A 24,967-nucleotide genomic window follows, 5' to 3' on the forward strand; every position below is an offset into this window, starting at 1 on the left:
CGGGCATAGCTTGCTTCGGTCGGCGTCCCCGAGCGCCGCACCGATCCCCCACCGAATGGAGATTTCGTTGTCCATCCACGAGGAGCAGACGCTGCACGACTTCGTGCTCGGCCTGCTGAACGACCCCGCCTCGCGACTGGCGTTCACCGAGGACCCGACCGACGCCCTCGAGTGCGCCGGGCTCGGTGACATCACCGCGCAGGACGTGCAGGAAGTCGTTCCGCTCGTCATGGACTACAGCGGCCAGCTGCCCGGCACCGACGCGCTGGGTGACCTGCCCGTCGGCGCCGACGGCATCGCGGGTGCCATCGCCCAGCTGCAGTCCGTCGCCGACGTCGCGGGCGAGCAGCGCTCCGACGACGCGCTCGACTTCGGCGTCTTCGACGCCGACCTCGAGGGCTCCGCTGACGGCGTCGCGGGCGCGGGCGAGCTGGTCACCGACCAGGTTCACGCTGTCGGCGCCGCCACGGCTTCCACCGAGGGCGGCCAGCTGGCCGGCTCCGTGGTCTCCGACGCGGGCGCGGGCGAGATCGTCGGCGAGGTGAGCGAGGACGGCGCCAGCTTCGCCTCCACCTCCGACTCGGTTCTCGGTCAGTTCGCCGGCATCGGCGGCGCGGGCCTGGAGAGCGCTGGCGGCTCGGTCGCCTACGAGGGTGACGCCGCGAACGGCGCCGGCACGGTCGACGCCAGCCTGCAGGGCATCTCCGGCGACCTCGACTTCGCCACCGAGCAGGCCGGCATCGCCGCCTTCACCGAGGGCAGCACCGACGGTGCGGCCGGCGGTGTGGCGCTGGACGGCGACGCCGTCGAGCTCGAGGGCACCGCCGGGGCCACTGCCGAGGACGTCGCCGCTGGCGGCTCGATCGAGACCCCGGCCGGCACCTACGGCATCGCGTTCGCCGGTTCGCCCTCCGAGCCGTCGCTGCCGGACTTCGCCACCACCGGCGACCTCGCCGGCGCGCTGGACTCCGAGAGCCTGACCCGCGGCTTCGACCCCGCCGCCTCCACGCTCGCCGTGGTCACCTCGGACAGCGCGGCGCTCGGCGGCCTCGGCGGCCTCGGCGGTGTGGTCCCGGCCGGCCTGCCCGCGGTCCCCGCGCTGCCGGAGACCGGCTCGCTGCCGGTCGACCTGCCCGCGGAGCGTGCGGACCTGCCCGTCGACGCACCGATCGACGTGCCCGCCGAGCTGCCGGCCGACCTGCCCGTCGACCTGCCCGCTGACCTGCCCGCCGTCGGCGACCTGCCGGTGGACGTGCCCGGCATGCCCGGCCTGCCGGGTCTCGGCGAGCTTCCGGTGGACCTGCCCACCGACCTCCCCGCCCTCGGCGACCTGCCGGTCGATCTGCCGACCGACCTGCCTGGCGGCCTCCCGGTGGACCTGCCCACCGAGCTGCCGGAGCTGCCGGTCGCCAACCCGCTGCCCGACCGTGCGGACCTGCCCGCCGACGTCCCGGCCGAGCTGCCGGGCGACCCGGTCGGCACTGTCACGGACAGCGTTGGCGCCAGCCCGCTCGGCGATGTCGCCGGCGTGACCGACGCGCTGCCCACGGACCTCCCCGACACGGGTGACCTGGGCCTCGGTCTCTGAGGACCGAATTGATCTCGGAGTGATAACAGGCTGGGCTCGTGTCAATCACGAGCCCAGCCTTCACTGCGGAGAGTGATCGAGGCACACTTGCCGTCCGATGATGGCTACCTCGTGGCTCGGCGTCCTGGACGAGACCATCCAGGCGTGCGGCGCACATGCCAGGCCCGACCTGGCCGAGCGTCTCCGGTCCCGTCGCACTGAACTGGCGGGACCACAGGTCCGTGTCCTGGTCCTGGGCGAATCCGGCCAGGGCAAGAGCCAACTGATCAACGGCCTCGTCAACGCCCCGGTGTGCGCGGTCGGCGACGATGTCACCACCACGGTCCCCGCCGTCGTCGCACACGCCGCCGCGCCCGCAGCCTCGATCGTCACCACCGAGGACGGCGCCCCCACCGCCATCGAGTCCGGCCGCGTCCCGACGCCCGTCGAGTCCGTCACCACGCGCGCCAACCGCGACTCCGGCGCCGTCCGCGCCGAGGTGGGACTGCCCCGCAAACTTCTCGAGTCCGGGCTCGCGCTCGTCGACTCCCCGCCCATCGGGGCGCCCACCTCGCAGCACACCCACCGTGCACTGGCCGTGCTCCCGCACGCCGACGCGACCCTGCTCGTCTCCGACGCGACCAGGGAACTCTCGGCCGCCGAGCTGGAACTACTCGGCCGGGTGCGGCTCTTCTGTCCCACCGTGGTCCTGGTCCTCACCAAGATCGATCTGGTGCCGGGCTGGCGCGGGGTCGCCGAACGCAACCGCGCCAGGCTGGAACGCGACGGGCTCTCCGTCGCCGTGATCCCCGTGTCGGCGTCGCTGCGCCTCGCCGCCGCGCGCACCGGCGACCAGGCGCTCAACGACGAGTCCGGTTACGGCGCGCTCGTGCGCTACCTGCACCAGGACCTGATGGGCCATGTGGACCTGCTGCGCCGCCGCTCGGCCGCCGCGCTGATCCACATGACGGTGGAACAGCTCGCCGAGCCGCTGCGCGACCGGCTGGCCGAGCTGAGGGAGGGCGGCACCGACGAGCTGACCGCCCGCTGGCGGGCCGCGGGCAACCGGCTCGAGGACCTGCAACGCGAGTCGGCACGCTGGCAGACGGTGCTCTCCGACGAGGTCGCCGACCTGGTCGCCGACCTCGACTTCGACCTGCGCGACCGCACCCGCCGGATCCTGCGCGAGGCCGACGAGTACTTCGATACCGCCGATCCGGCCAAGGACTGGCCCGAGTTCGAGCAGTGGCTGCGCGACAACCTCAAGGCCGTCGCGGAGACGAACTCGACGTGGCTGCTCGACCGCTTCGAGTGGATCGCGCGCAAGATCGCCCGCCAGGTGGCTCCGCGTGGTGACGACGCGCTGCCGGAGAAGCTGCTCGGCGCCGAGGCGCGGGACCACATCGGTGACCTGCGGATGCCCAACGTCGAGCGCTTCGGGGTGGGGCAGAAGCTGTTCGTCGGTCTGCGCGGCTCCTACAGTGGCCTGCTGATGTTCGGGTTGGCGACCACACTGGCGGGCATGCCGTTGATCAACCCCATCTCGCTCGGCGCGGGTGCCGCGTTCGGTGCCAAGAGCGTGTTCGAGGAGCGTGGCGCCCGGCTCAAACGACGCCAGGCCGTGGCGCGGACCGCCGCACACCGCCACGTCGACGACTTCTTCCTCACCTACGGCAAGGAGAGCAAGGACACCGTCCGGCTCATCCACCGCGACCTGCGCGACCGCTGCACGGCCGTCGCCCACGACCTGCGCACCGAGATCGCCGACACGGCCAAGCGCATCAAGCAGGTCATCGACACCGAGACCGCTGAGCGGGGAGCCAGCGCACGGGAGCTCGCGCGCGGCATCGAGCAGCTGAACCTGCTGTACCGGAGGGGACACTCGCTCGCCACGGCGGAGACCGTTCGCGGACTCACGGCGTGAATCTGCCCGAGTTGACCTGGTCGCTGCTCAACCAGGCGCTGGAGGCCTACGGCGACAGCCCGCGTGCGACGAACTGGTTGCGCGGGCACCTCGCGCGGTTCACCGAACCCGTCCGCATCGCGGTCGCGGGCCCGCACGGGTGCGGCCGGTCGACACTGGTGAACGCCATCGCGGGCGAGGACGTCGCCGGTGCGGGCACCGACGCGGGCTGGCACCACGTGCAGGCGAGCCGCTCGCAGGCCGAGCTGATGTTGCTCGACCCGCCGCCGCTGGACGCCGAGGCGGCCGAGCCCGGCGCGTTCGAACGGGTCTGCATGGACGCCGACGCCGTGCTGTACCTGATGGGCCACCCGCACAACGCGGACCTGTCGTTCCTGCGGACCGTGCAGGACCACCCCGTCGCCAGGGCCGCGCCGGTGAACGCGCTCGTCGTGCTCTCGCGGGCCGACGAACTCGGCGGTGGCAGGGTCGACGCGCTGATCTCGGCGAGGCAGGTGGCGCGACGGTACCGGCGCGACACCGAACTGAGCGGGCTGTGCCAGGACATCGTGCCGGTCGCCGGGCTGGCGGCCGGTGCGAGCCGGAGCCTGACCGAGGCCGACTTCGAGACCGTCGCCGCGCTCGCCGCCGTCCCCAAGGCTGAGCTGGAACCGCTGCTGCTCTCCGCCGACCGGTTCGCCGCCGACCCTCGCCGCCAGGAGCTGCTCGCGCGCTTCGGGTTGTTCGGCGTCCGGCTGGCGACCACCCTCGTGCGCGGCGGCGTGGACACCCAGTCCGCGCTGACGGCTCAGCTCTCGCAGCGCACCGGGTTCAGCGAGCTGCGCGACTCGATCACGCGCTACTTCACCGACCGCAGGCACGTGCTCAAGGCGCGTTCGGCGCTGATCGGACTCGAGGTCGTGCTGCGCATGGAACCCCGGCCCGCGGCGGCGCCGCTGCTCGGCGAGCTGGAACGACTGCTCGCCGGGGCGCACGAGTTCGCCGAGCTGCGGGTGCTGGCGGCGTTGCGAGCAGGCCGCGCGCGATTGCCCGAGGAGCTCAAGGACGAGGCGCTGCGGCTCATCGGCGGCTACGGCGACGAGCCCGCGCAGCGGCTGGGCGTCGAGGGACCGGAGCCGCAAGTGCGGCAGGCCGCGCTCGGCGCGCTGCGGCTCTGGCAGGAGTACGCGGAGAACCCGGTGTTCGGCGCCGCGGAACGGCAGGCGGCGCTCACGGTCGTCCGGAGTTGTGAAGCGATGGCAATGGGGCCCGGGCGCTAGCTTCGATGTCGAACGGACCGGCAACTGATCGCGGGCAGAGGTCGAAACCGGTCGCTGACGTTTAGGCCATTGTCCTTCCCTCGTTCACCCGGCTGGGTAAAGATCTCCCGGTGACCTCTCTCCTGCGCCGCGCGACCACCGTCGCCACCGTCACCGCGGTGGCCGGGCTGGCCGTGATCGCCGCGCCCGCCACCGCAGCACCCAGCACCGGCCCGGTCATCGCCGAGGTCTACGGCGGGGGCGGCAACTCCGGCGCGACGCTGACCAACGACTTCGTGGAGCTGGCCAACGCGGGCGACGCGTCGGCCAGCCTCGACGGGCTGAGCGTGCAGTACCTGCCGGGCTCGCCGAGCGGGTCGAGCCGCTGGCAGGCGACGCCGCTGTCCGGTTCGGTGGAGCCCGAGGGGCGCTACCTGGTGGCCCAGTCCAAGGGTGCGGGCGGCACGGCCGCGCTGCCCTCGCCGGACGCGAACGGCTCCATCGCGATGGCGGCGGGTTCCGGCACGGTCGCGCTCGTCGAGGGCACGGACACCCTGACGTGCCTCACCGCGGCCGACTGCGCGGCGGACTCCCGCATCGTCGACCTCGTCGGCTACGGCAACGCGACGGTGCGCGAGGGTTCCCCGGCGCCAGCGGCGAGCAACACCACGTCGGTGGCGCGCACCGACCTGGCCGACACCGACGACAACTCCGCCGACTTCGCCGCGGGCAGCCCGACGCCGGTCAACGCGGCGGGCGAGGAGCCGGGCGGCGGCGCGGAGCCGACGGACGCGCGCATCCGCGACGTCCAGGGCACCACCCGGCTCTCGCCGCTGGAGGGCGAGAGCGTGCGAGTGCCCGGTGTCGTCACGGCCACGAAGACGTTCGGCTCTGCACGCGGCTTCTGGCTGCAGGACCCGGAACCCGACGACGACCCGCGCACCAGTGAGGGTCTGTTCGTGTTCACCGGCTCCGTCACGCCCTCGGTGGCGCCGGGCGACGCCGTGAGCGTCGCGGGCGTGGTGGCGGAGTACTACCCGTCGCAGCAGTCGCAGTCGACCACGCAGCTGACCGGTGCCACGTGGACGGTCGAGTCGAGCGGCAACGCCGTTCCCGAGCCGGTCGTGGTCACCGAGGGCACGCTGCCCGAGCGCTCGGCGCCGCAGGTGGGCGGCAACATCGAGGACCTGCCGCTGGAGCCGGAGCGGTACGCGCTGGACTTCTGGGAGGCGCACGAGGGCGAGCTCGTCAGCGTCACCGACGCCAGGCTGGTCAGCCGCAGCACGGACTACAACGAGCTGTACGTGACCACCGAGCCCGACCAGAACCCGAGCGCGCGGGGCGGTTCGGTCTACCTCGACTACGACCGGCCCAACACGGGCATCGTCAAGATCGAGTCGCTGATCCCGTTCTCCCAGCGGCCCTTCCCGAAGGCCAACACCGGTGACACGCTCGCCGGCATCACCTCGGGTCCGGTCGAGTACGACAGCTTCGGTGGCTACACGATCATGGCCAACCTCCTCGGTGACGTGAAGGACAACGGGCTCGAGCGCGAGGTCACGCGCAAGCAGCGCCTCGGCGAGCTGGCCGTGGCGACCTACAACGTCGAGAACCTGTCGGCGCGCGACGAGCAGGCCAAGTTCGACGCGCTCGCCGCCGGAGTCGTGGAGAACCTCGCGTCGCCGGACATCGTGACGCTGGAGGAGATCCAGGACAACAACGGCCCCGACGGCGTCGGGGACGGCGTGGTGGCGGCCGACGAGACGCTGGACCGCTTCGTGGCCGCGATCGTCGCCGCGGGCGGGCCCCGCTACCAGTGGCGCCAGATCGACCCGCAGGACCTGACCGACGGCGGTCAGCCGGGCGGCAACATCCGCGTCGGATTCCTGTTCAACCCCAAGCGAGTGTCCTTCGTGGACCGTCCAGGCGGCGACGCGACGACGGCGGTGGACGTGCAGCGCAAGCTCGGCGGCGCGCGCCTGTCGGCCTCGCCCGGCCGCATCGACCCGGAGAACGCCGCGTGGGAGGACAGCCGCAAGCCGCTCGTGGGCGAGTTCCGGTTCCTGGGCCAGACGGTCTTCGTCGTCGCGAACCACTTCGCCTCCAAGGGCGGCGACGAGCCGACGCACGGCCGCAACCAGCCGCCCGCGCGCGGCTCGGAGGTACAGCGCCTGCAGCAGGCGGAGGTGCTGCGCGGCTTCGTCGACGACGTCCTCGAGGCCGATCGGTTCGCCAACATCGTGGTGGCGGGCGACCTCAACGACTTCCAGTTCTCGCCGACGCTGGCGAAGCTGCGCGGCCCGCTGGAGGTCCTGATCGACACGCTGCCCAAGAGCGAGCGCTACAGCTACGTCTATGAGGGCAACTCGCAGGTGCTGGACCACATGCTGATCTCGCGCGCGCCGTTCGGGGTGGACTACGACGTGGTGCACATCAACGCGGAGTTCGCCGAGCAGGCCAGTGACCACGACCCGCAGGTGGTGCGCTTCCGTCCTGGCGGCTGGTGGTCCTGGTGGTTGTGAGCCAGGCCCTGGGCTCGTTGGCGCGGGAGTGTCCCGGAGTCGGTCTCGGCCGTAGCATCGGCTCACGTGGAGATCGAACCGACCGGGCGCGAGCTGACGCGCTGGACCATCCATGGCGAGCGGCTCGTCGATGACACTCGCCGGCTACGACTGAGCATCGCATCGGTCGAGTTGCCAGACGGGGTGACCTTCGAGCAGTACGTGCTACGGATTCCCAAGGCCGCGATGATGATCGTGCTCGACGATCACGATCGTGTGCTGTTGATGTGGCGCCACAGGTGGATCATCGACCGGTGGGTGTGGGAGCTGCCGGGTGGCTACGTCGACCCGAACGAGGATCCGGCGGTCACCGCCGCTCGTGAGGTCGAAGAGGAGACCGGGTGGCGTCCGCTCAATGTCGAGCCGCTCGTGACCATGCAGCCGATGGTCGGTTCGGCAGATGCCGAAAACCTGCTCTACCTCGCGCGCGGCGCCGAACGAATCGGTGAGCCAACGGACATCAACGAGGCCGAGCGGGTCTCGTGGGTGCCGCTGGACTCGATCCGCGAGTACATCGAGAGCGGCGAGATCGTCGGGGCGGCCTCACAGGTGGGGCTCTTGCACGTACTCGCGTTCGGCCGTTAGGCGGGCGGAGTAGCGAGGCCGGCGCGGCCCATCTGCGTGTAGAGCGCGCACACGTCGGCGTGTCCGCGATACGGGCTCAGCCGGCGGCCGACGTCGGCGAGGTACTCGGCGCCGCGGACGGAGCGCACAGTGCGCGCCATGTGCATCGCGGCTCCGCCGGTGGTGCAGGCTTCCTCGACCCGGCCCTGATCGGCGAGTGTCGACGCGAGTAGAGCAGTGTTGAACAACCTTCCGCGCTCGTACCCGTCGCTCATTTCGAGCGAGCGGCGTGCGAAGCGTTCGGCCTCACCCGGTCGGCCGAGTGCTCGGAAGGTGTGTGCGAACTTGGCAGCAAGGTAGGCGGCGTCGAAGTAGTTCAGCCACTCTGGTCCGTCACTGCCGACCACCCGGCCGAATGCTCGCTCGGCGTCGTGCAGGGCAGCGAAGCAGGCGGAGACGTTTCCCTGCATGGCGTGACCGTGCGCCTCCATTGCCGCGGCTTCGGCCGCGAGCGCAGGAAGACCGGATCGACGTGCGGTTCGGCGGGCGGCAAGCGCCAGGTCGACGGCGGTGCCGGGCGAGTGGTCGAACGCGGCGTGGTGGCTCATGCCCGCCAACATCTCTGCCTCCAGCGCGTCGTCGCCGGCATCCTGGCAGAGCTTGAGTGCTTCGCGGAGCCATCGGCGGCCGGCATCGCGTTTGCCGATGTCGTATGCGATCCAGCCAGCGAGCTGGTGCATTTCCGCGGCAGCCAGGAAGAGGTCGGCGCGGACGACGTCGGTGCCGACACCGTCTTGGAGCATGGGTTTCACGGTCACCGTCAGGTATTCCGAGACTGTGGCGGCGGCGTGAGTGTGTCCTCCTCCGTAGCGGTTGTCGAGTCGGCGGAACACACCGGTCATCTCGCGGACGATCTTGATGTCGGTCTTTCCTAACGTGCGGCTCCGCTGGGTCGTCGTCGTGGCCGGTGCGCCGAGCAGAGAGGCGCCGACCAACGTCACGGTTGAGCTTGCCGCTTTGAGAAGTTGTCGACGCTGGACGTTGTCACCTTCGCCGTCCTTCGTCGGCAGGCTAATCGAGGTCGGCTGCGACGATGACTCGTCCGCGGTATAGCCAACGGTGAACCACAGTTCGGACGGTGGGACGTGCAGGATCTCAGCCCACCGTTGCAGCTTGCGCAGGTCTGACGGTGCCTGCGCGTTCTCCTTCTCTAGTCTGCTCACCTGGACTTGGGACATGCCGAGCCACCGGCCGAGCGTGGCTTGCGTGACCTGCGGCTTGTGCGCCTGCCGATAGGCCTTGAAGACGCGTCCGAAGTGCCGCGATGCCAGGGCATCGCGCAGGCTCTCTCGATCCCAGAAGTCGGTGCTGGGCCGAGCTGGCTCATTCCGAGCGGCCGCGAACCGGGAGCACGGACTGCATAGCTTGGCCCGCTGGTCCGCGGCGAGTCGTGCGCCGCACGCGCCGCAGCAGCGTCTCTGGTCGCTCATACCGGTCCCCATCCCGATCAATTCGCAGTGTAGGTGATCTGCCACGGGTTGTGACGGTTCATATACCTGCGAGGTATATGCGCTGAGTGCGCCGTATACGTCGGCGTCGTTTCCCTTGTCGGATTGAGCGTCGATGCTCGCGACACGTTTCGAAACTGCTCCAGCCCATTCGGGAGCCAGATAGCTGTTGACGGCAACAGAGGAGAGGAGCTCAGATGTCGGATGCATCTTTCCAATTCGACACCGACCCGTTCGCACCCTTCAGCGCACAGTTCGCGCTCTCGGGCACGACGACGCCGGGGTCGCGCGACGACACACCCTCGCGTGTGGGCGTGCGTCCGTGGGGGTTGCGGCGTGCTCGGCCGGCAGGCCCGGGTCGCGCTCTGCCGGCGTGGCGCTACGACCAGGGTGAGCAGAAGGCGGTTGCGCTTGAGGACGGCGTGCCGCTGATCGATCTTCCGGTCGCAGGCGATCCGACCGCGCACACGACATCGACGGTGGACGGCGAGGATGGGCCGAGCGCTGAGGACTGGATCAACGACTGATGACGGTTCTCATCCTGGCGTCCGAGGACGACATCACCGCAGATCGGATGGTTCGCGCGCTCGAGGATCGAGGCGCGCCGGTGGCGCGCGTCGATACGGCGTGGTTTCCGCAGCGGGCGAGTGTTCGGGCGGAACTGCGTGGTGGGCGCTGGGCGGGGAGCCTGACCGCCGGCGGGCGGCGAATCGAATTCAAGGCGCTGCGGTCGATCTGGTACCGCAGCCCCTCGGCGTTCCGGTTCCACGCCGAGATGTCGCCGACCGAGAGGCGCTGGGCGATGTCCGAGGCCAAGTACAGCCTGGGTGGGATTCTGGCGTCACTGCCGGTGTTGTGGGTGAACCACCCGAGCCGCAACGCGGACGCGGCGTACAAGCCGGTGCAGCTGGCGACAGCGGCGTCGTGCGGGCTGAAGGTGCCGAAAACGCTCATCACCAATCAGGCGAATGCGGTGCGCTCGTTCGCAGCCGGCCCGATGGTGTCGAAGGCGCTCGGCGCCGCGGCTATCGTGGAAGAAGGCGGGCGAAAAACGACTTTCACGACGCGTGTCGGACCGGCCGATCTGGAAGATCTACGCGGTGTCGAGCGCACTGCTCACCAGTTCCAGCAGTGGGTTCCGAAGGATGTCGACGCGCGGGTCATCGTGGTTGGCGAGCATGTTTTCGCCGCGAGCATCATCGCCGGCAGCGCCGAAAGCCGGCTCGACTGGCGCGCCGACTACGGAGCCCTGCGCTACGAACTCGTCGCCCCGCCAATAGACGTGGTGGCCGGGGTGCGTCGCTACTGTGCAGAACTCGGCCTCGTATACGGCGCTTTCGACTTCGTGGTGCGCCCCGACGGAGGTTGGGTGTTCTTGGAATGCAACGCAGGCGGTCAGTATGGATGGATCGAGGATGCCCTCGGCGCGCCGATCACCGCGACGCTGGCGGAGTTGCTCGCGAGGGGAGTGGAGACGTGACGGTATCGGACGGCATGTGGCGTGAACACGCGCGCAAGCTCGGAGAGCGGGTCGCGGCCGATGGCGTACTAACCGATCCCATGTGGCGGGCCGCACTCGAGGGAGTGCCGCGACACGTGTTCGTCCCGCACTTCTTCGAACAGAGGCGAGACGGCTCTTGGGCGAAGAAGGGCGTGGGCGATGCGGGGTGGCTCGAGACTGTCTACAGCGATCGGCCACTCGTGACAGCGCTTGCGCGGACCGAGTCCGGCAACTCGGTGACCGTGTCGTCGTCGACAAAACCGGGACTCATGGTGCGGATGCTCGAGGCACTCGAGTTGCGCGACGGACACCGCGTGCTCGAGATCGGAACAGGCACCGGTTACAACGCGGGCCTACTGGCGCACCGTCTTGGCGACGCGTGCGTGTTCTCGGTAGACATCGGCGCCGGGCTGGTCGACGCCGCGCGTGAGCGTCTTGCCGACCTCGGGTACGCGCCCACACTGGCGGCGACCGACGGAACGGCCGGCCTACCGGATGCGGCACCGTTCGACCGCATCATCGCGACGTGCTCGGTGCCGGCAGTGCCGTGGACGTGGGCGAGGCAGGTACGTGACGGAGGCCTGGTGCTCGTCGACGTCAAACGCGGCTCGCACGCGGGCAACCTGGTTCGATTGAGGCGTATCGGTGACCGGCTCGAGGGCCGGTTCTCGCCTCGGTGGGCGGGGTTCATGGCGATGCGCGCGACCGACACGGCGCCGTCGTCCGAGCAGGCCCGCAAGATCGACCTCGACAATGGCTTGCGGTCAACCACGACGCTCGATGCCGAGCCGTGGACGAATGCCCTGCCGTGGTTTCTGGCACAGTCACAGCTACCTCGGCGGGTCGTGTTCGGTTACCGCGGCAGGAACGGCGCGCAGTGGGCGACCTTCACCGGCGACGATGGGTCGTGGTGCGCGATCGCGCTCGACTCGGACGAAAGGGGTGCGCGGGAGGTTCGCTACGGAGGACCGGTGAGAATCTGGGAACAGTTCGAACGGGTACACACCATGTGGGACACGCTCGGCAGACCGGGCTGGGATCGTTTCGGTCTGACCGTTACGCCCGATGGGTTCCACCAGATGTGGCTGGACGAGCCCGACGGGCCCTTCCGGTGGTCGCTGCCTCCGCTGCCGTAGCTAGCCAGGCCCTGGGCTAACGGGCTCGCCAGCCCAGCCTGAGGATCGCCTGCGTCAGTTCGTGGTACGCGGGCCGGACGTCCTCGGCGTAGCGGTCGAGCCACTCGCCGCGCGCCGAGGCCGTCGGTTCCGGCGGGGCGCCCAGTTCCAGCCACGACAGCCGCGAGACGTTGTCGTTCGCCATGCGCCACCAGCGGTTGGCGCGCTCGGTCATCGCCTGTTCCCGTTTGGCCGCCGTGGTCACCGCGTCGGCCCTTGCCGCGATCTCGCCGGTGAGTTGTTCGGTGCGTTCGAGTTCCCACGTGCGCAGGTCCTCGGCCGCCTTGCGCGCGAGGCCGACGATCTCCTTGTACCGCATCGCGGCGGTCGGTTCGTCACTCATCGGAGCTCTCCGGACGGTTGAAGGGGATGACCACTTCCGGCGACGAATGGGTGGTGCGGTCGAAGAACAGCGCGCGGTCGGGCCTCGGCGACCAGTGCACGACCTGCCCCGCGCAGAACGGTGCCAGCTCGTTGCCCTGAACGTCGAGCGCGGCCCACGCGCCGATGTCGTCGGTGCCTGCGAAGCCGAGGGTGTCCTTGAGCCGCGCGATGCCCCGCCACCAGCCGAGCACGTGCAGCCCGTGCGCGGGGCCCTGCTTGAGCAGCGTCCGCAGGTGGTCGAGTCCGCTCTGCTTGCCGGGTTCCTTGGCCTCCAGCGCGGGCAGTGCCGCGTCCACCCCGTAGAGGACCATGATGCGCGCGGTTCCCAGCCCGGCGAGGTTCGCGGCGGTGGTGGTGACCACTCCGGTGAGCTCGTCGGGGGCGATGAGGCCGGCCTTGTGGCCCTCGGCGACGAGCCGGTCGGTGAGTTCCCTCGCGGCGGGCACGCACCGCTCGACCGGGCAGCACAGCACGAACTCGACGTCGCCCTGCTGGTACTGGCGTGCCAGCGAACGGGCGGCGGAGTCCAGAATCGACAGTGCTTCCTTCGTGGACGTGCCCAGCACGGCCAGATGCCTGCCCGGTGCGCCCGAGAGCTCCACGCTGTGCGCGGTGTCGGCGACGTCGATCGACTGGCCGACGAGCGCGCGCGGCCGTTCGGCCAGGCCCAGCGACGTGAACGCCGCCGACTCCTCCAGCAGCGGTGCGTGTGCGCCGTCGAAGAGCCGGGGCTGGCCGTGCCCGGCGTAGGCCTGCCACAGCTCGCGCTGCAACGCGGGGAACACGCCCTTCGCGCTGGCGTCGGGGACGTGCGCGAGCTGGTTGCCGTGCGCGATGCCGGAGTCGTGGTTGATCACCGAGTGCCACTTCGGCGCGGCGACGGCGGCCTGGTTGGTGTCGGCGAGCACCCTGCGGGCCTTCGGCATCGCGATGCGCAGCGTGCACTGCTCGAACACGGCAGGCTTGCCCCAGAACGCGTCGATGCCCGCGATGTCCTGGCTCGCCAGTATCAAATGGATGCCCTGCGAGCGGCCTCGCCTGGCGAGGTCCTCCAGCAGCGAGGTTGCCAGTGCGGTCACCGTGTCGCGGCCCGCGAAGAGGTACTGGAACTCGTCGATCACGGCGACGATGCGCGGCCAGTGCCCGGCTGGATCCTGTTCGCGCAGTTCGGAGAGGTTGGTGACCTCGTGTTCCTTGGCCGCGGCCGAGCGCCTGCGCAGCTCGTCGGCGAGGAAGCGCAGCAGCGCCAGTCCGAACTCGCGGTCGGTGTTGATGTTGACGCCGACCAGCCGCGCGTGCGGTAGCCAGCTCTCGTCCTTGCGGCCGGGCGCCAGTCCCGCGAACGAGACGCCCTCCTTGAAGTCCAGCAGGTACAGCGCGAGCTCGTCGGGCGAGTACCGCGCGGTGAGGCTGCCGAGCAGCGCGTAGAGGAAGTTCGTCTTGCCCGATCCGCTCGGGCCGCCGATCAGCGCGTGCGGGGTGGCGTCGCCGATCACGACCTCGACGGGCTCGCCCTCGTAGAACCCCACGGGCGCGCGCAGCTCCCGCGCCGCGCTCTCCCGCCCGTACTCGGTGGGCAGCAGGTCGCCGAACGAGCGCGGCCCGCCCTGTTTGGCGACCAGTGCTTCCGCGATGCGGTGCGCGGCCGTGGTGACCTGGCCCGACGGCAGCGGTGGATCGAGCGTGACCACCAGGTCGGAGCCGGTCATGCTCGAGATCGCGCGCCGCTCGTCGAGCAGGCTGATCGTCTCGACCGAGCCGCCCAGCACGGTCGGCACGTCCACGAGCACCAGCGAGATCCCCGCGTCGAGCGCACCGCTCGCCACGCGCCGCAGGTCGCGGATCTGCTCGGGGTGCAGGTCCTCGCCGTTGCCGTAGAGCACGGCGATCCGCCACGGCTCGGCGCGCTTGCCCGTCGCGGCGCGCATCGCCCGCAGCGAGGGGAAACCGGCCTGCATCGTGTTGCTGTGGATGCGGCGGATGTGCCCGGCGAACTCGTCGAGCAGGTCGACCAGGCGCGTCGGGTCGTGCACGGTGACCGCGCTGGTGCGGCTCAGCGCGTAGAAGCTCGGCAGCACCGCGGTGAGCTGGCCGACGTCCCACAGGTGGATCTTCACGGCGCCGGGCTCGAACGTGCTGAGCACGCGCATCAGCACGTTCTCCACCAGCGCGTCCACGGACTGCCTTGTGCCGGGCGCCGAGGTGATCGCGAGGTGCGACTCGTCGAGCAGCGGCACGGCGACGTCGAAGCTCAGCTCCGTGCCCGCGGTCCGACCGGCCGTCGAACCATCCACTGTGGAGTAGCCGATGCGCCAGAGCTCGGGCGCCGTGATGCCCGGCGAGTTGCCGACCCTGCCGAGCCAGTCACCCGGAGGACGTCCGGCGGGGCCCGGCGCGCTCGCCGCGACGAGCTCGCGCAGCCGGTTGGGGCCGTCGGCCCACTCGCGGTAGAACTCGGCGCGGACGCTGCGCAGCCAGGACACCACGCCCGGCATGGCGGGATCGCTCGCGTGCTCGGTGACCTTGGGGTCGTGCGCGGCCCGCTCCGTGCCCACCCTGACGATGAGCTGCTCGAGCTGGGCCTTGGCCAGTTCGAACTCGGCCGCGGTGCGGGCGTTGCGCGCAGCGCCGAGGGCCAGGCCGATCTGCTGCCTCAGGTGATCGAGCGCGGTCGTCACCCGGGCGCGTTGCTCGCCTGCCCTCCTGCCCATGCGTTGCCTACAGCCTCGCCTCGTAGTGGTTCAGCAGGTCGTCGGCGCCAGCCAGCCGGCCGCTGTCATTGTCGAGTTGTTCGAAGGCGCGGGGCAACTGCGGGGGCAGCCACGGCTGGGCCTGGGTCTGGACATCGGCCAGCGCCCGGCGGTACTCCTCCAGCAGTTCCTTCGCCCGATCGGTGTGGACGCGGGCGTCGGTGAGCCCGCTGTGCACCTGAGCGAGCGACTGGCGCAGCTGGTCGAACGACATCGGCTACAGCCGCGCCGAGTAGTTCTCGGCGGAAGAGATGCAGGCCTGGATGGTGCTCTGCGTGCCGTTGATGCCCTGCAGCGCCTCGGCGAGCAGACCGTGAGCCTGGTTCACCTCTTGCTGCGTGCTGCCGGACGTCGCCATGGAAAGGGTCTGCTGGGCTTCCTCGATCGACTGGGCAGCCTGCTGAAGGGCGGCAATGCCAGCGGAAGCCTTCTCGTTCGCGAGGGCGATCCCCGCGCGGATCTCTTCCACTCCGGGCATGGGGCGGACTCCTTGAGGAAGTCGGGTCAATCGGTATCAAACCTAGCGTGACCGATCGACTCCGGACAGATGAAGGTAGGGGGACGTGCTGATTACTCTGTGCGCCCGTCTAATACAGAACGCCGGAACCCGAGGGGTTCCGGCGTTCTGCTCGTTCGAAGCGCGGAGGATACGGGATTCGAACCCGTGAGGGCTGTTACACCCAACACGATTTCCAATCGTGCGCCTTAGGCCGCTCGGCCAATCCTCCGCGAAAGAGCGTAGCAGGGGCCTGTTTGACCAGCGGTTACCGGGTCTGAGCTGCGGTTACTCCGGGTGAGCCCGTCAGCGGAAGCAGTAGGAGTCCGACGACGCGTCGCCGCCCTGCAACCGCACCTGGTGCGCCCGCAGCCCACGGAACTCGTTGCCGTGTGGGAAGAACCGTTCGTCGATGCTCAGCCCGCCCCCACTGCCGGGGTCGGTGTCGATCTTGGCGAACCAGGCACCCACCCCGTCGGGGTAGAACTGGTCGTCCCAGCTGCCGTAGAGCGAGTTGGTGAGGTAGATGCGACGTCCGTCGCGGCTCACCTCCACCATCTGCGGGCCTCCCGCCAGTGGTTCGTCCTTTGCGGACGGATGTGGCACCCGGCCGACGATCCCGCCGAGCCGCACCGAACCGGTCTCCTTCGGGTGAGCCGGGTCGCTGACGTCGTACTGCTTCAGCTCGCCGGTGCCCCAGCACGAGACGTAGAGGAACCGGTCGTCGACGGACAGGTTGATGTCGGTGACCAGCGGCGGCACGGCGCCGAACGGCTGCAACGCCGGTGGCAGCAGCTCCGGCTCGGCGGGTTCGGCCGGGATCGTGATCACCTTGTCGGCGCGCCAGGTGCCGCCGTCGAGGTGCCAGCGCCAGACCGACGCGGAGAGGTCCTCGGTGCTCACCACCACGCCCGCGAACCCCCACGTCGCCTCGGGGTCGTGTGACGGGCGCAGCTCGAGCACCATCTGGTGCTGCGCGCCGAGGTCCACCTCCTGCAGGTGGGTGCCCTTCTCGAGATCCCAGAAGTGCAGGCTGTGGCCGTACTTGTTCCCCAGCAGCAGCTCTGGGTCGATGCCGTCCTCGATCATCGACGGCGTCCCCCATTCGGAGGTGATCGCGATGTTCTGGTTGAGGTGCCACCACGCGTCGTAGGCGAGGTACTGGGGCCCTCGGTCGGTCTCCCAGGCCCGCAGGACGTCGAACGTGTCGTGGTCCAGCAACGCGATTCCGCCGGGTCCCTCCGATCCGTTCGCCCCGCCGAGGCAGGACAGGAAGATGCCCTCGGGCCCGCAGTGCAGGGTGTGCGGCCGCGAGTAGCCCGCGCCCGCGGCGAGCTCGCTCGCCGCCACCGTGCGGTGCAGTGTGGGTTGCCTGGGGTCGGGCTCGGTGTCGAAGACGTGGATGTTGGACGAGCGCAGGCCGGGCAGCAGCAGGTAGCGGCGCCGCAGGCCGTCGGTGTCGTGGCCCGCGTGGGCGAACGCGCTGCTGCAGGCGTTCCAGCCGAAGTGGTGCAGCTCGTCGCCTCGGGTCGGCAGGTCGGACCAGCCGACCACCTTCCCGTAGGTGTTCGACTCCGGGTCGGTGTCCACGACGGTGAGGGCGTCGGGACGCTCGGCCGTGCGGTCGAACGCCACCACGTAGGCGAGCTGCTCCGGCGGAGCCGCGATCGCCTCGGCCGGGCTGCGGTAGAACGTGGGATCGATCTCGGGACCGTTGGCGTGCGTCATGATTGCGCTCCTCGGCTGAGACGAAGGAAACTTCCAGCGTCTCCATGCGGCGCGGTCACTGTCCAGGGGGCTGCAAAACTTGGCCCCCGCTCATTCCGCCGCCGGTTCCATGGCGCGGTAGGTGGCCGCGGTGACCGCTCCGTAGGCCAGGTGGGGCAGCACGTCGCTGAGCCAGTCGGTGGCGCTCCAGCCGCGCGGATCGGTGATGCCGAGCGCGGTCATCGGCCCGCTGCCCGCCACCATCGCGGCCGCGGTCACGGCGAGCGCCCCGACCGGCGGCGACGGCCGCCAGCCGAGGGCGTGCAGCGCGCCGTACCCGACGCCCACCGCGGTGCCGGCCAGCGTGCCGAGTACCGCACCCAGGCCGGTCAGACGGTTCCGGCGCGTCTCGCCCACGCCGGGCACGCGGAGGCCGACGGCGCTCGCGAGCGAGTCGACGGTCCGCTCGGGGGTGCTGCTGGCGGCCCGTCCGCGCAGGGCCATGTCCAGGTAGGTGACGGTGTTCAGCGCGGTGACCCCCGCGGCTCCCGCCGCGAGTCCGCGTGCGAGGGGGTGCGACATCCGCGCTGGGTACCCGGCACGGGGCTGCCGTACCGGGGGCCGCGCGTTCGTCGGTTGATGGGCCTCGCGGGACGTGTGACCATGCGGTGATGAGTCAGCGTTCGATTCCTCCGTTTCGCGCCGACCACGTGGGTAGCCTGTTGCGCCCCGCCGCCGTGCACCGGGCTCGCGAGCAGGCGGCGCGGGGTGAGCTCAGCGGCGCCGAGCTGAGGACCATCGAGGACGAGGCCATCCGCGACGTCGTCGACCTGCAGCGCAAGGTGGGCCTGCGCTCAGCGACCGACGGGGAGTTCCGGCGCGCCTCGTGGCACATGGACTTCATCTACCAGCTCGACGGCGTCTCGAAGAGTGACGAACGCCTGCACGTCAAGTTCCACAACGCCGCCGGTGACCTGGAGTTCAGCCCGCCCGGCCTGCAGGTGGACGGCAAGGTGGGCCTCGGCACCACCATCTTCGGCGAGCACTTCGAGTACCTGAAGTCCATTGTGGATCCCGCGGTGACGCCGAAGCTGACCATTCCCTCGCCGAGCATGGTCTACTACCGCGGCGGCAGGAAGGCGGTGGACGAACACGTCTACCCCGACCTTGAGGACTTCTTCGCCGACCTCGGCGACGCCTACGCCGCGCAGGTCAGGGCCGTCGGCGAGCTCGGCTGCACCTACCTGCAGCTCGACGACACCAGCCTCGCCTACCTCAACGACCCGAACCAGCGCGAGCTCGTGGCGCGCATGGGCGGCGACCCGGAGACCCTGCACCTGCGCAACATCAGGACGATGAACGCCGCGATCGCGGGCAGGCCGGGGGGCATGACCATCACCACCCACCTGTGCCGGGGCAACTTCCGGTCGTCGTGGGCGGCGGAGGGCGGCTACGACTTCGTGGCCGAGGCGCTGTTCAACGAGCTGAACGTGGACGGCTACTTCCTGGAGTTCGACGACGAGCGCTCCGGCGGCTTCGAACCGCTGCGGTTCGTGCCCGAGGACAAGTACGTCGTGCTCGGCCTGGTCACCACCAAGCGCGGCGAGCTCGAGCCGGTGGAGTCGCTGGAGCGCCGCATCGAACAGGCGGCCAAGTACGTCGACCTGGAGCAGCTCTGCCTGTCGCCGCAGTGCGGGTTCTCCTCCACCGAGGAGGGCAACGACCTCACCGAGGAACAGGAGATCCGCAAGCTCGAGCGCATCGTGGAGACCGCGGCCAGGGTGTGGGGCTAGCTCACGCCCTCGCTCAGGTCAGGTCCGCGAACGTCTCGACGTCCTCGCGGCGGCCCGCCACCACGAGCAGGTCGCGCGGGGCGATGACCGTCTCCGGCGTGGCGTAGGTGAACTCGCTGCCCGGCCGCTTCACGCCGACCACGGTGACGCCGTACTTGTTGCGCACCCGCGTCTCGCCGAGCGGTTTGCCGATCGCCTCCGCCGGAGCCGTGGTCTTCACGAGCGCGTAGTCGTCCTCGAACTCGATGTAGTCCAGCATCCGGCCGGTCACCAGGTGGGCCACGCGCTCGCCCATGTCGTGCTCGGGCAGCACGACGTGGTGGGCGCCGACGCGGCGCAGGATGCGGCCGTGCTGTCGGCTCACCGCCTTGGCCCAGATGTTGGGGATGTCGAAGTCGGCCAGGATCGACGTGGTGAGGATGCTGGCCTCGATGTCGGTGCCGATGCCCACGACGGCGCGGTCGAACTCGGGCACGCCGAGCTGGCCCATGGCCTCGGCGTCGGTGGTGTCGGCCACCGCCGTGTGGGTGAGCTCGTCGGAGAGCTTCTGCACGAGTTTGGGGTCGCTGTCGATGCCGAGCACCTCGCAGCCGCCGTTGACGAGCTCGACGGCGAGCGAGCTGCCGAAGCGGCCGAGGCCGATGACGACGACCCGACGGCCCTGGTTCCGGTTACCCAACGATCGGCCTCTCTTCCGGTAGTTCGTAGCGCCGGGACCGCTCGCGCAGCGCGAGTGCCGACGCGAGCGTGATGGGACCGACGCGGCCGAGGAACATCAGCACCAGGAGCACGACGTGCCCCGCAGTGCCGACCTCGGCCGTGATCCCGGTGGTCATGCCGGCGGTCGAGAACGCCGAGATCGCCTCGAAGAGTACGAACTCGAGCCGGAACGGCGTGAGCGTGAGCAGCAGCAGTGTGCCCGCGACGACGGCGCCGACACTGAGCAGCGCCACCGACAGGGCCTGCCGCTGGGCGGTCGCGGGGAGCTTGCGGCCCATCACGTGCACCGAGGGCTCACCGCGGATCTCGGCGTAGATCACGAACGCCAGCAGCGCGAACGTCGTCACCTTGATGCCGCCCGCGGTGCTCGCGCTGCCGCCGCCGATGAACATGAGGATGTCGTTGATCAGCAGCGTGCCCGACTCCATCTGGCCGACGTCGATGCTGTTGAACCCGGCGGTGCGTGGCATGACGCCGTGGAAGAAGCCCGCGACGAGCGAGCCTCCCGCGTCGAAGCGGCCTAGCGTCGCGGGGTTGTTCCACTCCGCGAGAGTCACCACGGCGACGCCGACGACGAGCAGGACACCGCTGGTGACCACGGTGATCTTCGTGTGCAGCGACCAGCGGGCCTTGCGTCGTCGCTCCCGCGTGCGGCGCCACACCTCCACCCACACCGGGAAGCCGAGCCCGCCCGCGAGCACGGCGGCGGCGATGGGGACGCAGATCCACGGGTCGGTGGCGAAGCCGACCAGGTTGTCGGGGAACAGGGCGAAACCGGCGTTGTTGAACGCCGACACCGAGTGGAAGACCCCGTGATAGAGCGCGTCGGCGACGCCGTAGTCGTAGCCGATCGCGAACCGCGCGGCCAGCACGAGGCTCGTCACCAGCTCGAAGGCCAGGCTCACCAGCGCGACGCCCCGCACCACACGCCGCACGTCGCCGAGGTCGAGCGCCTTGGTCTCGGTCTGCGCGGTGAGCTGCAGGCGCAGCCCGAACCGGCGCGACACGAGCAGGCCGAGCAGCGAGGCGATGGTCATGATGCCGAGCCCGCCGACCTGGATGAGGCAGAGGATGACCACCTCGCCGAACGTGGACCAGTGGGTGGGCGTGTCCACCACGACGAGCCCGGTGACGCAGACCGCCGAGGTCGCCGTGAACAGGGCCGTCACCAGCTCGGCCGGTTCCCCCGTGGTGGTGGCGGCCGGCAGCGACAGCAGTGCCGTCCCCAGCGCCACCACCGCCGCGAACGCCAGCACCACGATTCGCGCGGGCTGGCGCCAGCTGGGGAGAAACCGGCGCAGGACGGCCCAGGACCAGTCCCGGGCCACTGGGTCACTCCGTTCGTTCGATCGGCTGTCCGGACGCAAAGCTAACCAATCGGCCCCCGGCTCGCACCGGCAACGCGGAGGTTGCGCCCTGAGCGCCGACGAAGTTGGCTGTGGAGGTGCGGCACAACGCTGAGGTCTCACCGACGGTGGTCGGGCGTGTGCTGGACGTGCTCGACGCGTTCAGTGCCGAGCACCCGGTGCTGACGTTGTCCGACCTGAGCCGCCGCGCGGGCCTGCCGCTGTCCACCACTCACCGGCTCGTCGGCGAGCTCGCCGAGCGGGGCGCGCTGGAACGCGACTCCGACGGGCGTTACCGGGTGGGACTGTGGCTGTGGGAGGTCGCCTCACTCGCCCCGCACGGCGCGGGCCTGCGCGCGAGCGCGATGCCGTTCCTCGAGGACCTCTACGAGGCCACCCATCAGCACGTGCAGCTCGCGGTGCTGGACGTGGCCGAGGTCGTGTACGTGGAACGCATCTCGGGCCGGGGCGCCATCAAGATCCAGTCCAGGGTCGGCGGCAGGCTGCCCGTGCACGCCACCGGGGTCGGGCTGGTGCTGCTGGCCTTCGCGCCGGAGGACTGGCAGGAGCGCGCGCTCGCCGTGCCGCTCAAGCGGTACTCGCCGAAGACGATCTCGTCGCCGTCGGAGCTGCGCAGGGTGCTCGCCGACGTGCGGCGCGACGGCTACGTGGTGAGCGACGGGCAGATCGAGCCAGAGGCGCTGTCGGTGGCAGCTCCCGTCTACGGGGAGCAGGACTCCGTGGTGGCCGCGATCTCGATCGTCGTGCCCGCGGAGGGCACCGATCCGCGCACGCTGGTGCCCGCGGTCAGAGCCGCCGCGAGGGGTATCTCGCGCGCGCTCGGCGCCCCGAGGGCCGGCCGGGTCTCCGGGGATGCGCGCTGGGAGACCCACTGAAAGCCTTCCGTCCAGTGGAAGTCCTGGTGGTTCGCGCGGATCGGCCCGTCGCAGAGTGTGGTGCGACAACGGCAGCGACCCGGCAGTGACGACGTGGAGGAAACGGTGACGGACACGCAGGTTGGCATCATCGGAGCGGGACCGGCCGGCCTGGTCCTCTCGTACCTGTTGCACCTCGAGGGCATCGAGGCGGTCGTGCTCGAGGCGCGCAGCCGCGAGTACGTCGAGCAGCGCGTGCGCGCGGGCGTGTGCGAGCAACCGACCGTCGAACTGCTGCGCGAGCTGGGCGTCGGCGAGCGGCTTGCCGCCGAGGGCCTGCCCCACCGCGGGCTCTCACTGCGCTTCGACCGCGCCGACCACCGCATCGACCTCGCCGAGCTCACCGGCAAGGCGATCACCGTGTACGGCCAGCAGGAGATCGTCAAGGACCTCATCGCCGCGCACGCCGGCAAGGGACTGCCCATCGAGTTCGAGGTGTCCGATGTGGAGCTGCACGGACTCGACACCGAGTCGCCTCGGGTGTCCTACCACGACTCCGAGGGCAACGCGCGCGAGCTGAACTGCGCCGTGATCGCGGGCTGCGACGGCTTCCACGGCATCTCGCGGCCCTCGATCCCTGCCGGGGAACTCACCGCCTACGACCACCAGTACCCGTTCGCCTGGCTCGGTGTGCTCGCGCGCACGCCGCCCTCGCACGAGGAACTGATCTACACCCACCACGAACGCGGCTTCGCGCTGCACAGCATGCGCTCGCCCGAGGTCACCCGGCTCTACCTGCAGGTCGACCCCATCGAGCGGATCGAGGACTGGTCCGACGACCGGATCTGGCACGAGCTGGAACAGCGGCTCGAGACCAGGGACGGGTTCTCGTTGCGGGAGGGGCCGGTGCTGGAGAAGAGCATCACACCGATGCGCAGCTTCGTGGTGGAGCCGATGCGGTACGGCAGGCTGTTCCTGGCGGGCGACGCCGCGCACATCGTGCCGCCGACGGGGGCCAAGGGCATGAACCTCGCGATCGCCGACGTCCGCAACCTCTCGCGCGCGCTCAAGGCGCTCCTGTGCGACAACGACGGCGAGCTCGCGGCGTCTTACTCGGACCGCTGCCTGCGCCGCGTCTGGCGGGCGGAGCACTTCTCGTGGTTCATGACCTCGATGCTGCACACCGACCCGAACGCCGACGCGTTCCAGCACCGGCTCCAGCTCTCGCAACTCCGTTACACGGCGTCGTCGAGGGCGGCGGCCACAAGCCTGGCGGAGAACTACGTGGGCCTGCCCTTCGACCGAGCCGACTGAGCCCGAACGCGGTGAAGGGCACCTTTACTGCGTTGAATGCAGTAAAGGTGCCCTTCACCACGGGTGGTGGAGCCGCGGGGGCAGGGTCAGGACTTGTGTTCCGGGCGGCCTTCGGCGGCCCACTCCGTGTGGAACGTGCCCTCGGTGTCCACGCGGCGGTAGGTGTGCGCGCCGAAGTAGTCGCGCTGCCCCTGGACCAGTGCGGCGGGCAGCCGGTCGGCCCGCAGCGCGTCGTAGTAGGCCAGCGCGGTCGAGAAGCCCGGCGTCGGGATGCCGAGCCGCACCGCGGTCGAGACCACCGAGCGCCACGAGTCCTGCGCGTCCTCGACGGCCTTGCGGAAGTCGCCGCTCGTGAGCAGCGTCGGCAGGCCCGGCTCGGCCCCGAAGGCCGCGCTGACGTCGTCGAGGAACTTCGCGCGGATGATGCAGCCGCCGCGCCACAGCGAGGCGACCGAGCCGAGGTCGATGTTCCAGTCGTACTCGGCGCTGCCCGCCTGGATCTGGTTGAAGCCCTGCGCGTAGGCCACGACCTTCGAAGCGTAGAGCGCCTGCTCCACGTCGTCGGCGAAGCGCTCGGCGTCGCTGCCCGTCAACGGGGAACGCGAGGGGCCGGCGAGCCCGTTCGCCGCCGCCCGCAGGTCGGCGTGGCCCGAGAGCGAACGCGCGAACGTGGCCTCCGCGATGCCGGTGATCGGCACGCCGAGGTCGAGTCCGATTTGGACTGTCCAGCGGCCGGTGCCCTTCTGCTCCGCCTGGTCGAGCACCACGTCGACGAACGGCCTGCCCGTGGCGGCGTCGGTGTGGGCGAGCACCTCCGCGGTGATCTCGATGAGGTAGGAGCCGAGCCTGCCGGTGTTCCAGGTGCGAAAGACCTCGGCGATCTGCGCGGGCTCGTAGCCCAGCGCGCCGCGCAACAGGTCGAAGGACTCGGCGATCAGCTGCATGTCGGCGTACTCGATGCCGTTGTGCACCATCTTGACGAAGTGCCCGGCGCCGTCGGGTCCGATGTGCGCACAGCAGGGTGTGCCGTCGACCTTGGCCGAGATGTCCTCGAGCAGCGGGCCGAGCGACTCGTAGGACTCCTTCGACCCGCCGGGCATGATGCTCGGCCCGTGCAGGGCGCCCTCCTCGCCGCCGGAGACACCGGTGCCGACGAAGTGCAGACCGCGCTCGCGCAGCGCCGCCTCGCGCCTGCGGGTGTCGGCGAAGTGCGCGTTGCCAGCGTCGACGATCACGTCGCCTGGCTCGAGCAGCGGGGCGAACTCCTCGATCACGGCGTCGGTCGGGGCGCCCGCCTTGACCATCACCACGACCTGCCGCGGCCGCTCCAGCGCGTCGACGAACTCGCGCGCCGAGTAGGCGGGGATGAAGTCGCCCTCGGAACCGAACTCCTCCACCAGGTCGCGGGTCCGTTGCTCCGAACGGTTGTGCAGAGCGACCGTGTGCCCGTGCCGGGCAAGGTTGCGTGCCAGATTGCGCCCCATCACCGCGAGGCCGGTGACGCCGATGCTCGCCTTCTTCGTCATGACCTGCAGCCTACGCGG

21 protein-coding genes and 1 tRNA gene are annotated in these 24,967 nt (G+C 70.4%); 11 read left to right on the forward strand and 11 right to left on the reverse strand.

The window, feature by feature from the left end; all coding sequences use genetic code 11:
• Nucleotides 1-67 precede the first annotated feature (67 nt).
• From JHE00_RS11730 to JHE00_RS11750, 5 genes are all read left to right on the forward strand, one after another.
• A complete protein-coding gene (locus JHE00_RS11730; RefSeq protein WP_200317791.1) occupies nt 68-1,588 on the forward strand; it encodes an IniB N-terminal domain-containing protein in 1,521 nt (506 codons plus the stop codon).
• A gap of 97 nt (nt 1,589-1,685) precedes the next feature.
• A complete protein-coding gene (locus tag JHE00_RS11735; RefSeq protein WP_200317793.1) occupies nt 1,686-3,491 on the forward strand; it encodes a dynamin family protein in 1,806 nt (601 codons plus the stop codon).
• Complete coding sequence (locus JHE00_RS11740) at nt 3,488-4,750, forward strand: hypothetical protein (RefSeq protein ID WP_200317795.1); 1,263 nt, start codon at nt 3,488-3,490, stop codon at nt 4,748-4,750. Before JHE00_RS11735 ends, JHE00_RS11740 begins: the two co-directional genes overlap by 4 nt.
• 110 nt (nt 4,751-4,860) lie before the next feature.
• Nucleotides 4,861-7,251, forward strand: a complete 2,391-nt coding sequence (locus tag JHE00_RS11745; protein ID WP_307831902.1) for a DUF8508 domain-containing protein — start codon at nt 4,861-4,863, stop codon at nt 7,249-7,251.
• Nucleotides 7,252-7,317: 66 nt separating this feature from the next.
• Nucleotides 7,318-7,875, forward strand: coding sequence for an NUDIX hydrolase (locus tag JHE00_RS11750; protein WP_200317797.1), 558 nt, complete (start codon nt 7,318-7,320; stop codon nt 7,873-7,875).
• Here the strand turns inward: JHE00_RS11750 and JHE00_RS11755 are convergent.
• A complete protein-coding gene (locus JHE00_RS11755) occupies nt 7,872-9,344 on the reverse strand; it encodes a helix-turn-helix domain-containing protein (RefSeq protein ID WP_230423204.1) in 1,473 nt (490 codons plus the stop codon). The two genes, JHE00_RS11750 and JHE00_RS11755, sit on opposite strands and share 4 nt — an antisense overlap.
• 215 nt (nt 9,345-9,559) lie before the next feature.
• Here JHE00_RS11755 and tgmA point away from each other — a divergent pair, with 215 nt between their 5' ends.
• The 3 genes from tgmA to tgmC are packed head-to-tail and all read left to right on the forward strand — an operon-like array spanning nt 9,560 to nt 11,999.
• Nucleotides 9,560-9,889, forward strand: coding sequence for a putative ATP-grasp-modified RiPP (gene tgmA, locus JHE00_RS11760; RefSeq protein ID WP_200317799.1), 330 nt, complete (start codon nt 9,560-9,562; stop codon nt 9,887-9,889).
• The gene (gene tgmB, locus JHE00_RS11765; protein WP_200317801.1) at nt 9,889-10,842 is read left to right on the forward strand and encodes an ATP-grasp ribosomal peptide maturase; all 954 of its coding nucleotides are present in this window, start codon (nt 9,889-9,891) and stop codon (nt 10,840-10,842) included. Before tgmA ends, tgmB begins: the two co-directional genes overlap by 1 nt.
• Nucleotides 10,839-11,999 (forward strand): ATP-grasp peptide maturase system methyltransferase, encoded by a 1,161-nt coding sequence (gene tgmC, locus JHE00_RS11770; protein ID WP_307831903.1) that lies wholly within the window; start codon nt 10,839-10,841, stop codon nt 11,997-11,999. The genes tgmB and tgmC overlap by 4 nt, the downstream gene beginning before the upstream one ends.
• Nucleotides 12,000-12,015: 16 nt before the next feature.
• Here the strand turns inward: tgmC and JHE00_RS11775 are convergent, their stop codons facing one another.
• The 7 genes from JHE00_RS11775 to JHE00_RS11805 all read right to left on the reverse strand — a co-directional run bounded on the left by JHE00_RS11775 (nt 12,016) and on the right by JHE00_RS11805 (nt 17,957).
• Nucleotides 12,016-12,381 (reverse strand): hypothetical protein, encoded by a 366-nt coding sequence (locus tag JHE00_RS11775; protein WP_200317803.1) that lies wholly within the window; start codon nt 12,379-12,381, stop codon nt 12,016-12,018.
• Nucleotides 12,374-15,133, reverse strand: coding sequence for an FtsK/SpoIIIE domain-containing protein (locus JHE00_RS11780; protein WP_200317805.1), 2,760 nt, complete (start codon nt 15,131-15,133; stop codon nt 12,374-12,376). The genes JHE00_RS11775 and JHE00_RS11780 overlap by 8 nt, the downstream gene beginning before the upstream one ends.
• A 7-nt stretch (nt 15,134-15,140) precedes the next feature.
• Nucleotides 15,141-15,386, reverse strand: a complete 246-nt coding sequence (locus JHE00_RS11785) for a hypothetical protein (RefSeq protein ID WP_200317807.1) — start codon at nt 15,384-15,386, stop codon at nt 15,141-15,143.
• 3 nt (nt 15,387-15,389) lie between these two features.
• On the reverse strand, nt 15,390-15,650 hold the full coding sequence (locus JHE00_RS11790) for a hypothetical protein (RefSeq protein WP_200317809.1): 261 nt from the start codon (nt 15,648-15,650) through the stop codon (nt 15,390-15,392).
• Between the two features lie 163 nt (nt 15,651-15,813).
• Nucleotides 15,814-15,900: transfer RNA gene (locus JHE00_RS11795), tRNA-Ser, on the reverse strand.
• Nucleotides 15,901-15,974: 74 nt separating this feature from the next.
• Entirely contained in the window at nt 15,975-17,396 is a 1,422-nt protein-coding gene (locus JHE00_RS11800; RefSeq protein ID WP_200317811.1) for a selenium-binding family protein, read from the reverse strand.
• Nucleotides 17,397-17,486: 90 nt separating this feature from the next.
• On the reverse strand, nt 17,487-17,957 hold the full coding sequence (locus tag JHE00_RS11805) for a hypothetical protein (protein WP_200317819.1): 471 nt from the start codon (nt 17,955-17,957) through the stop codon (nt 17,487-17,489).
• Between the two features lie 89 nt (nt 17,958-18,046).
• Between JHE00_RS11805 and JHE00_RS11810 the strand changes: the two genes are divergently transcribed.
• Nucleotides 18,047-19,168 (forward strand): 5-methyltetrahydropteroyltriglutamate--homocysteine S-methyltransferase, encoded by a 1,122-nt coding sequence (locus JHE00_RS11810; protein ID WP_200317821.1) that lies wholly within the window; start codon nt 18,047-18,049, stop codon nt 19,166-19,168.
• 13 nt (nt 19,169-19,181) lie between these two features.
• Here JHE00_RS11810 and JHE00_RS11815 read toward each other — a convergent pair whose 3' ends face one another.
• Entirely contained in the window at nt 19,182-19,847 is a 666-nt protein-coding gene (locus JHE00_RS11815) for a potassium channel family protein (RefSeq protein WP_200317823.1), read from the reverse strand.
• On the reverse strand, nt 19,840-21,216 hold the full coding sequence (locus tag JHE00_RS11820) for a TrkH family potassium uptake protein (RefSeq protein WP_443678454.1): 1,377 nt from the start codon (nt 21,214-21,216) through the stop codon (nt 19,840-19,842). Before JHE00_RS11820 ends, JHE00_RS11815 begins: the two co-directional genes overlap by 8 nt.
• A 116-nt stretch (nt 21,217-21,332) precedes the next feature.
• Between JHE00_RS11820 and JHE00_RS11825 the strand changes: the two genes are divergently transcribed.
• Both JHE00_RS11825 and JHE00_RS11830 read left to right on the forward strand, forming a co-directional pair.
• Nucleotides 21,333-22,130 carry an IclR family transcriptional regulator gene (locus JHE00_RS11825; protein WP_200317825.1) on the forward strand — a complete coding sequence of 266 codons (798 nt, stop codon included), beginning with the start codon at nt 21,333-21,335 and terminating at the stop codon, nt 22,128-22,130.
• A 105-nt stretch (nt 22,131-22,235) separates the two neighbouring features.
• Nucleotides 22,236-23,423, forward strand: coding sequence for a 4-hydroxybenzoate 3-monooxygenase (locus JHE00_RS11830; protein WP_200317827.1), 1,188 nt, complete (start codon nt 22,236-22,238; stop codon nt 23,421-23,423).
• 86 nt (nt 23,424-23,509) lie between these two features.
• Here the strand turns inward: JHE00_RS11830 and gnd are convergent, their stop codons facing one another.
• Nucleotides 23,510-24,949: an NADP-dependent phosphogluconate dehydrogenase gene (gene gnd, locus JHE00_RS11835; RefSeq protein ID WP_200317829.1), complete on the reverse strand. Its 1,440-nt coding sequence runs from the start codon at nt 24,947-24,949 to the stop codon at nt 23,510-23,512.
• Between the last annotated feature and the right edge of the window lie 18 nt (nt 24,950-24,967).

This window comes from Prauserella cavernicola (genome assembly GCF_016595675.1).
GTDB classification, from domain to species: domain Bacteria; phylum Actinomycetota; class Actinomycetes; order Mycobacteriales; family Pseudonocardiaceae; genus Prauserella_A; species Prauserella_A cavernicola.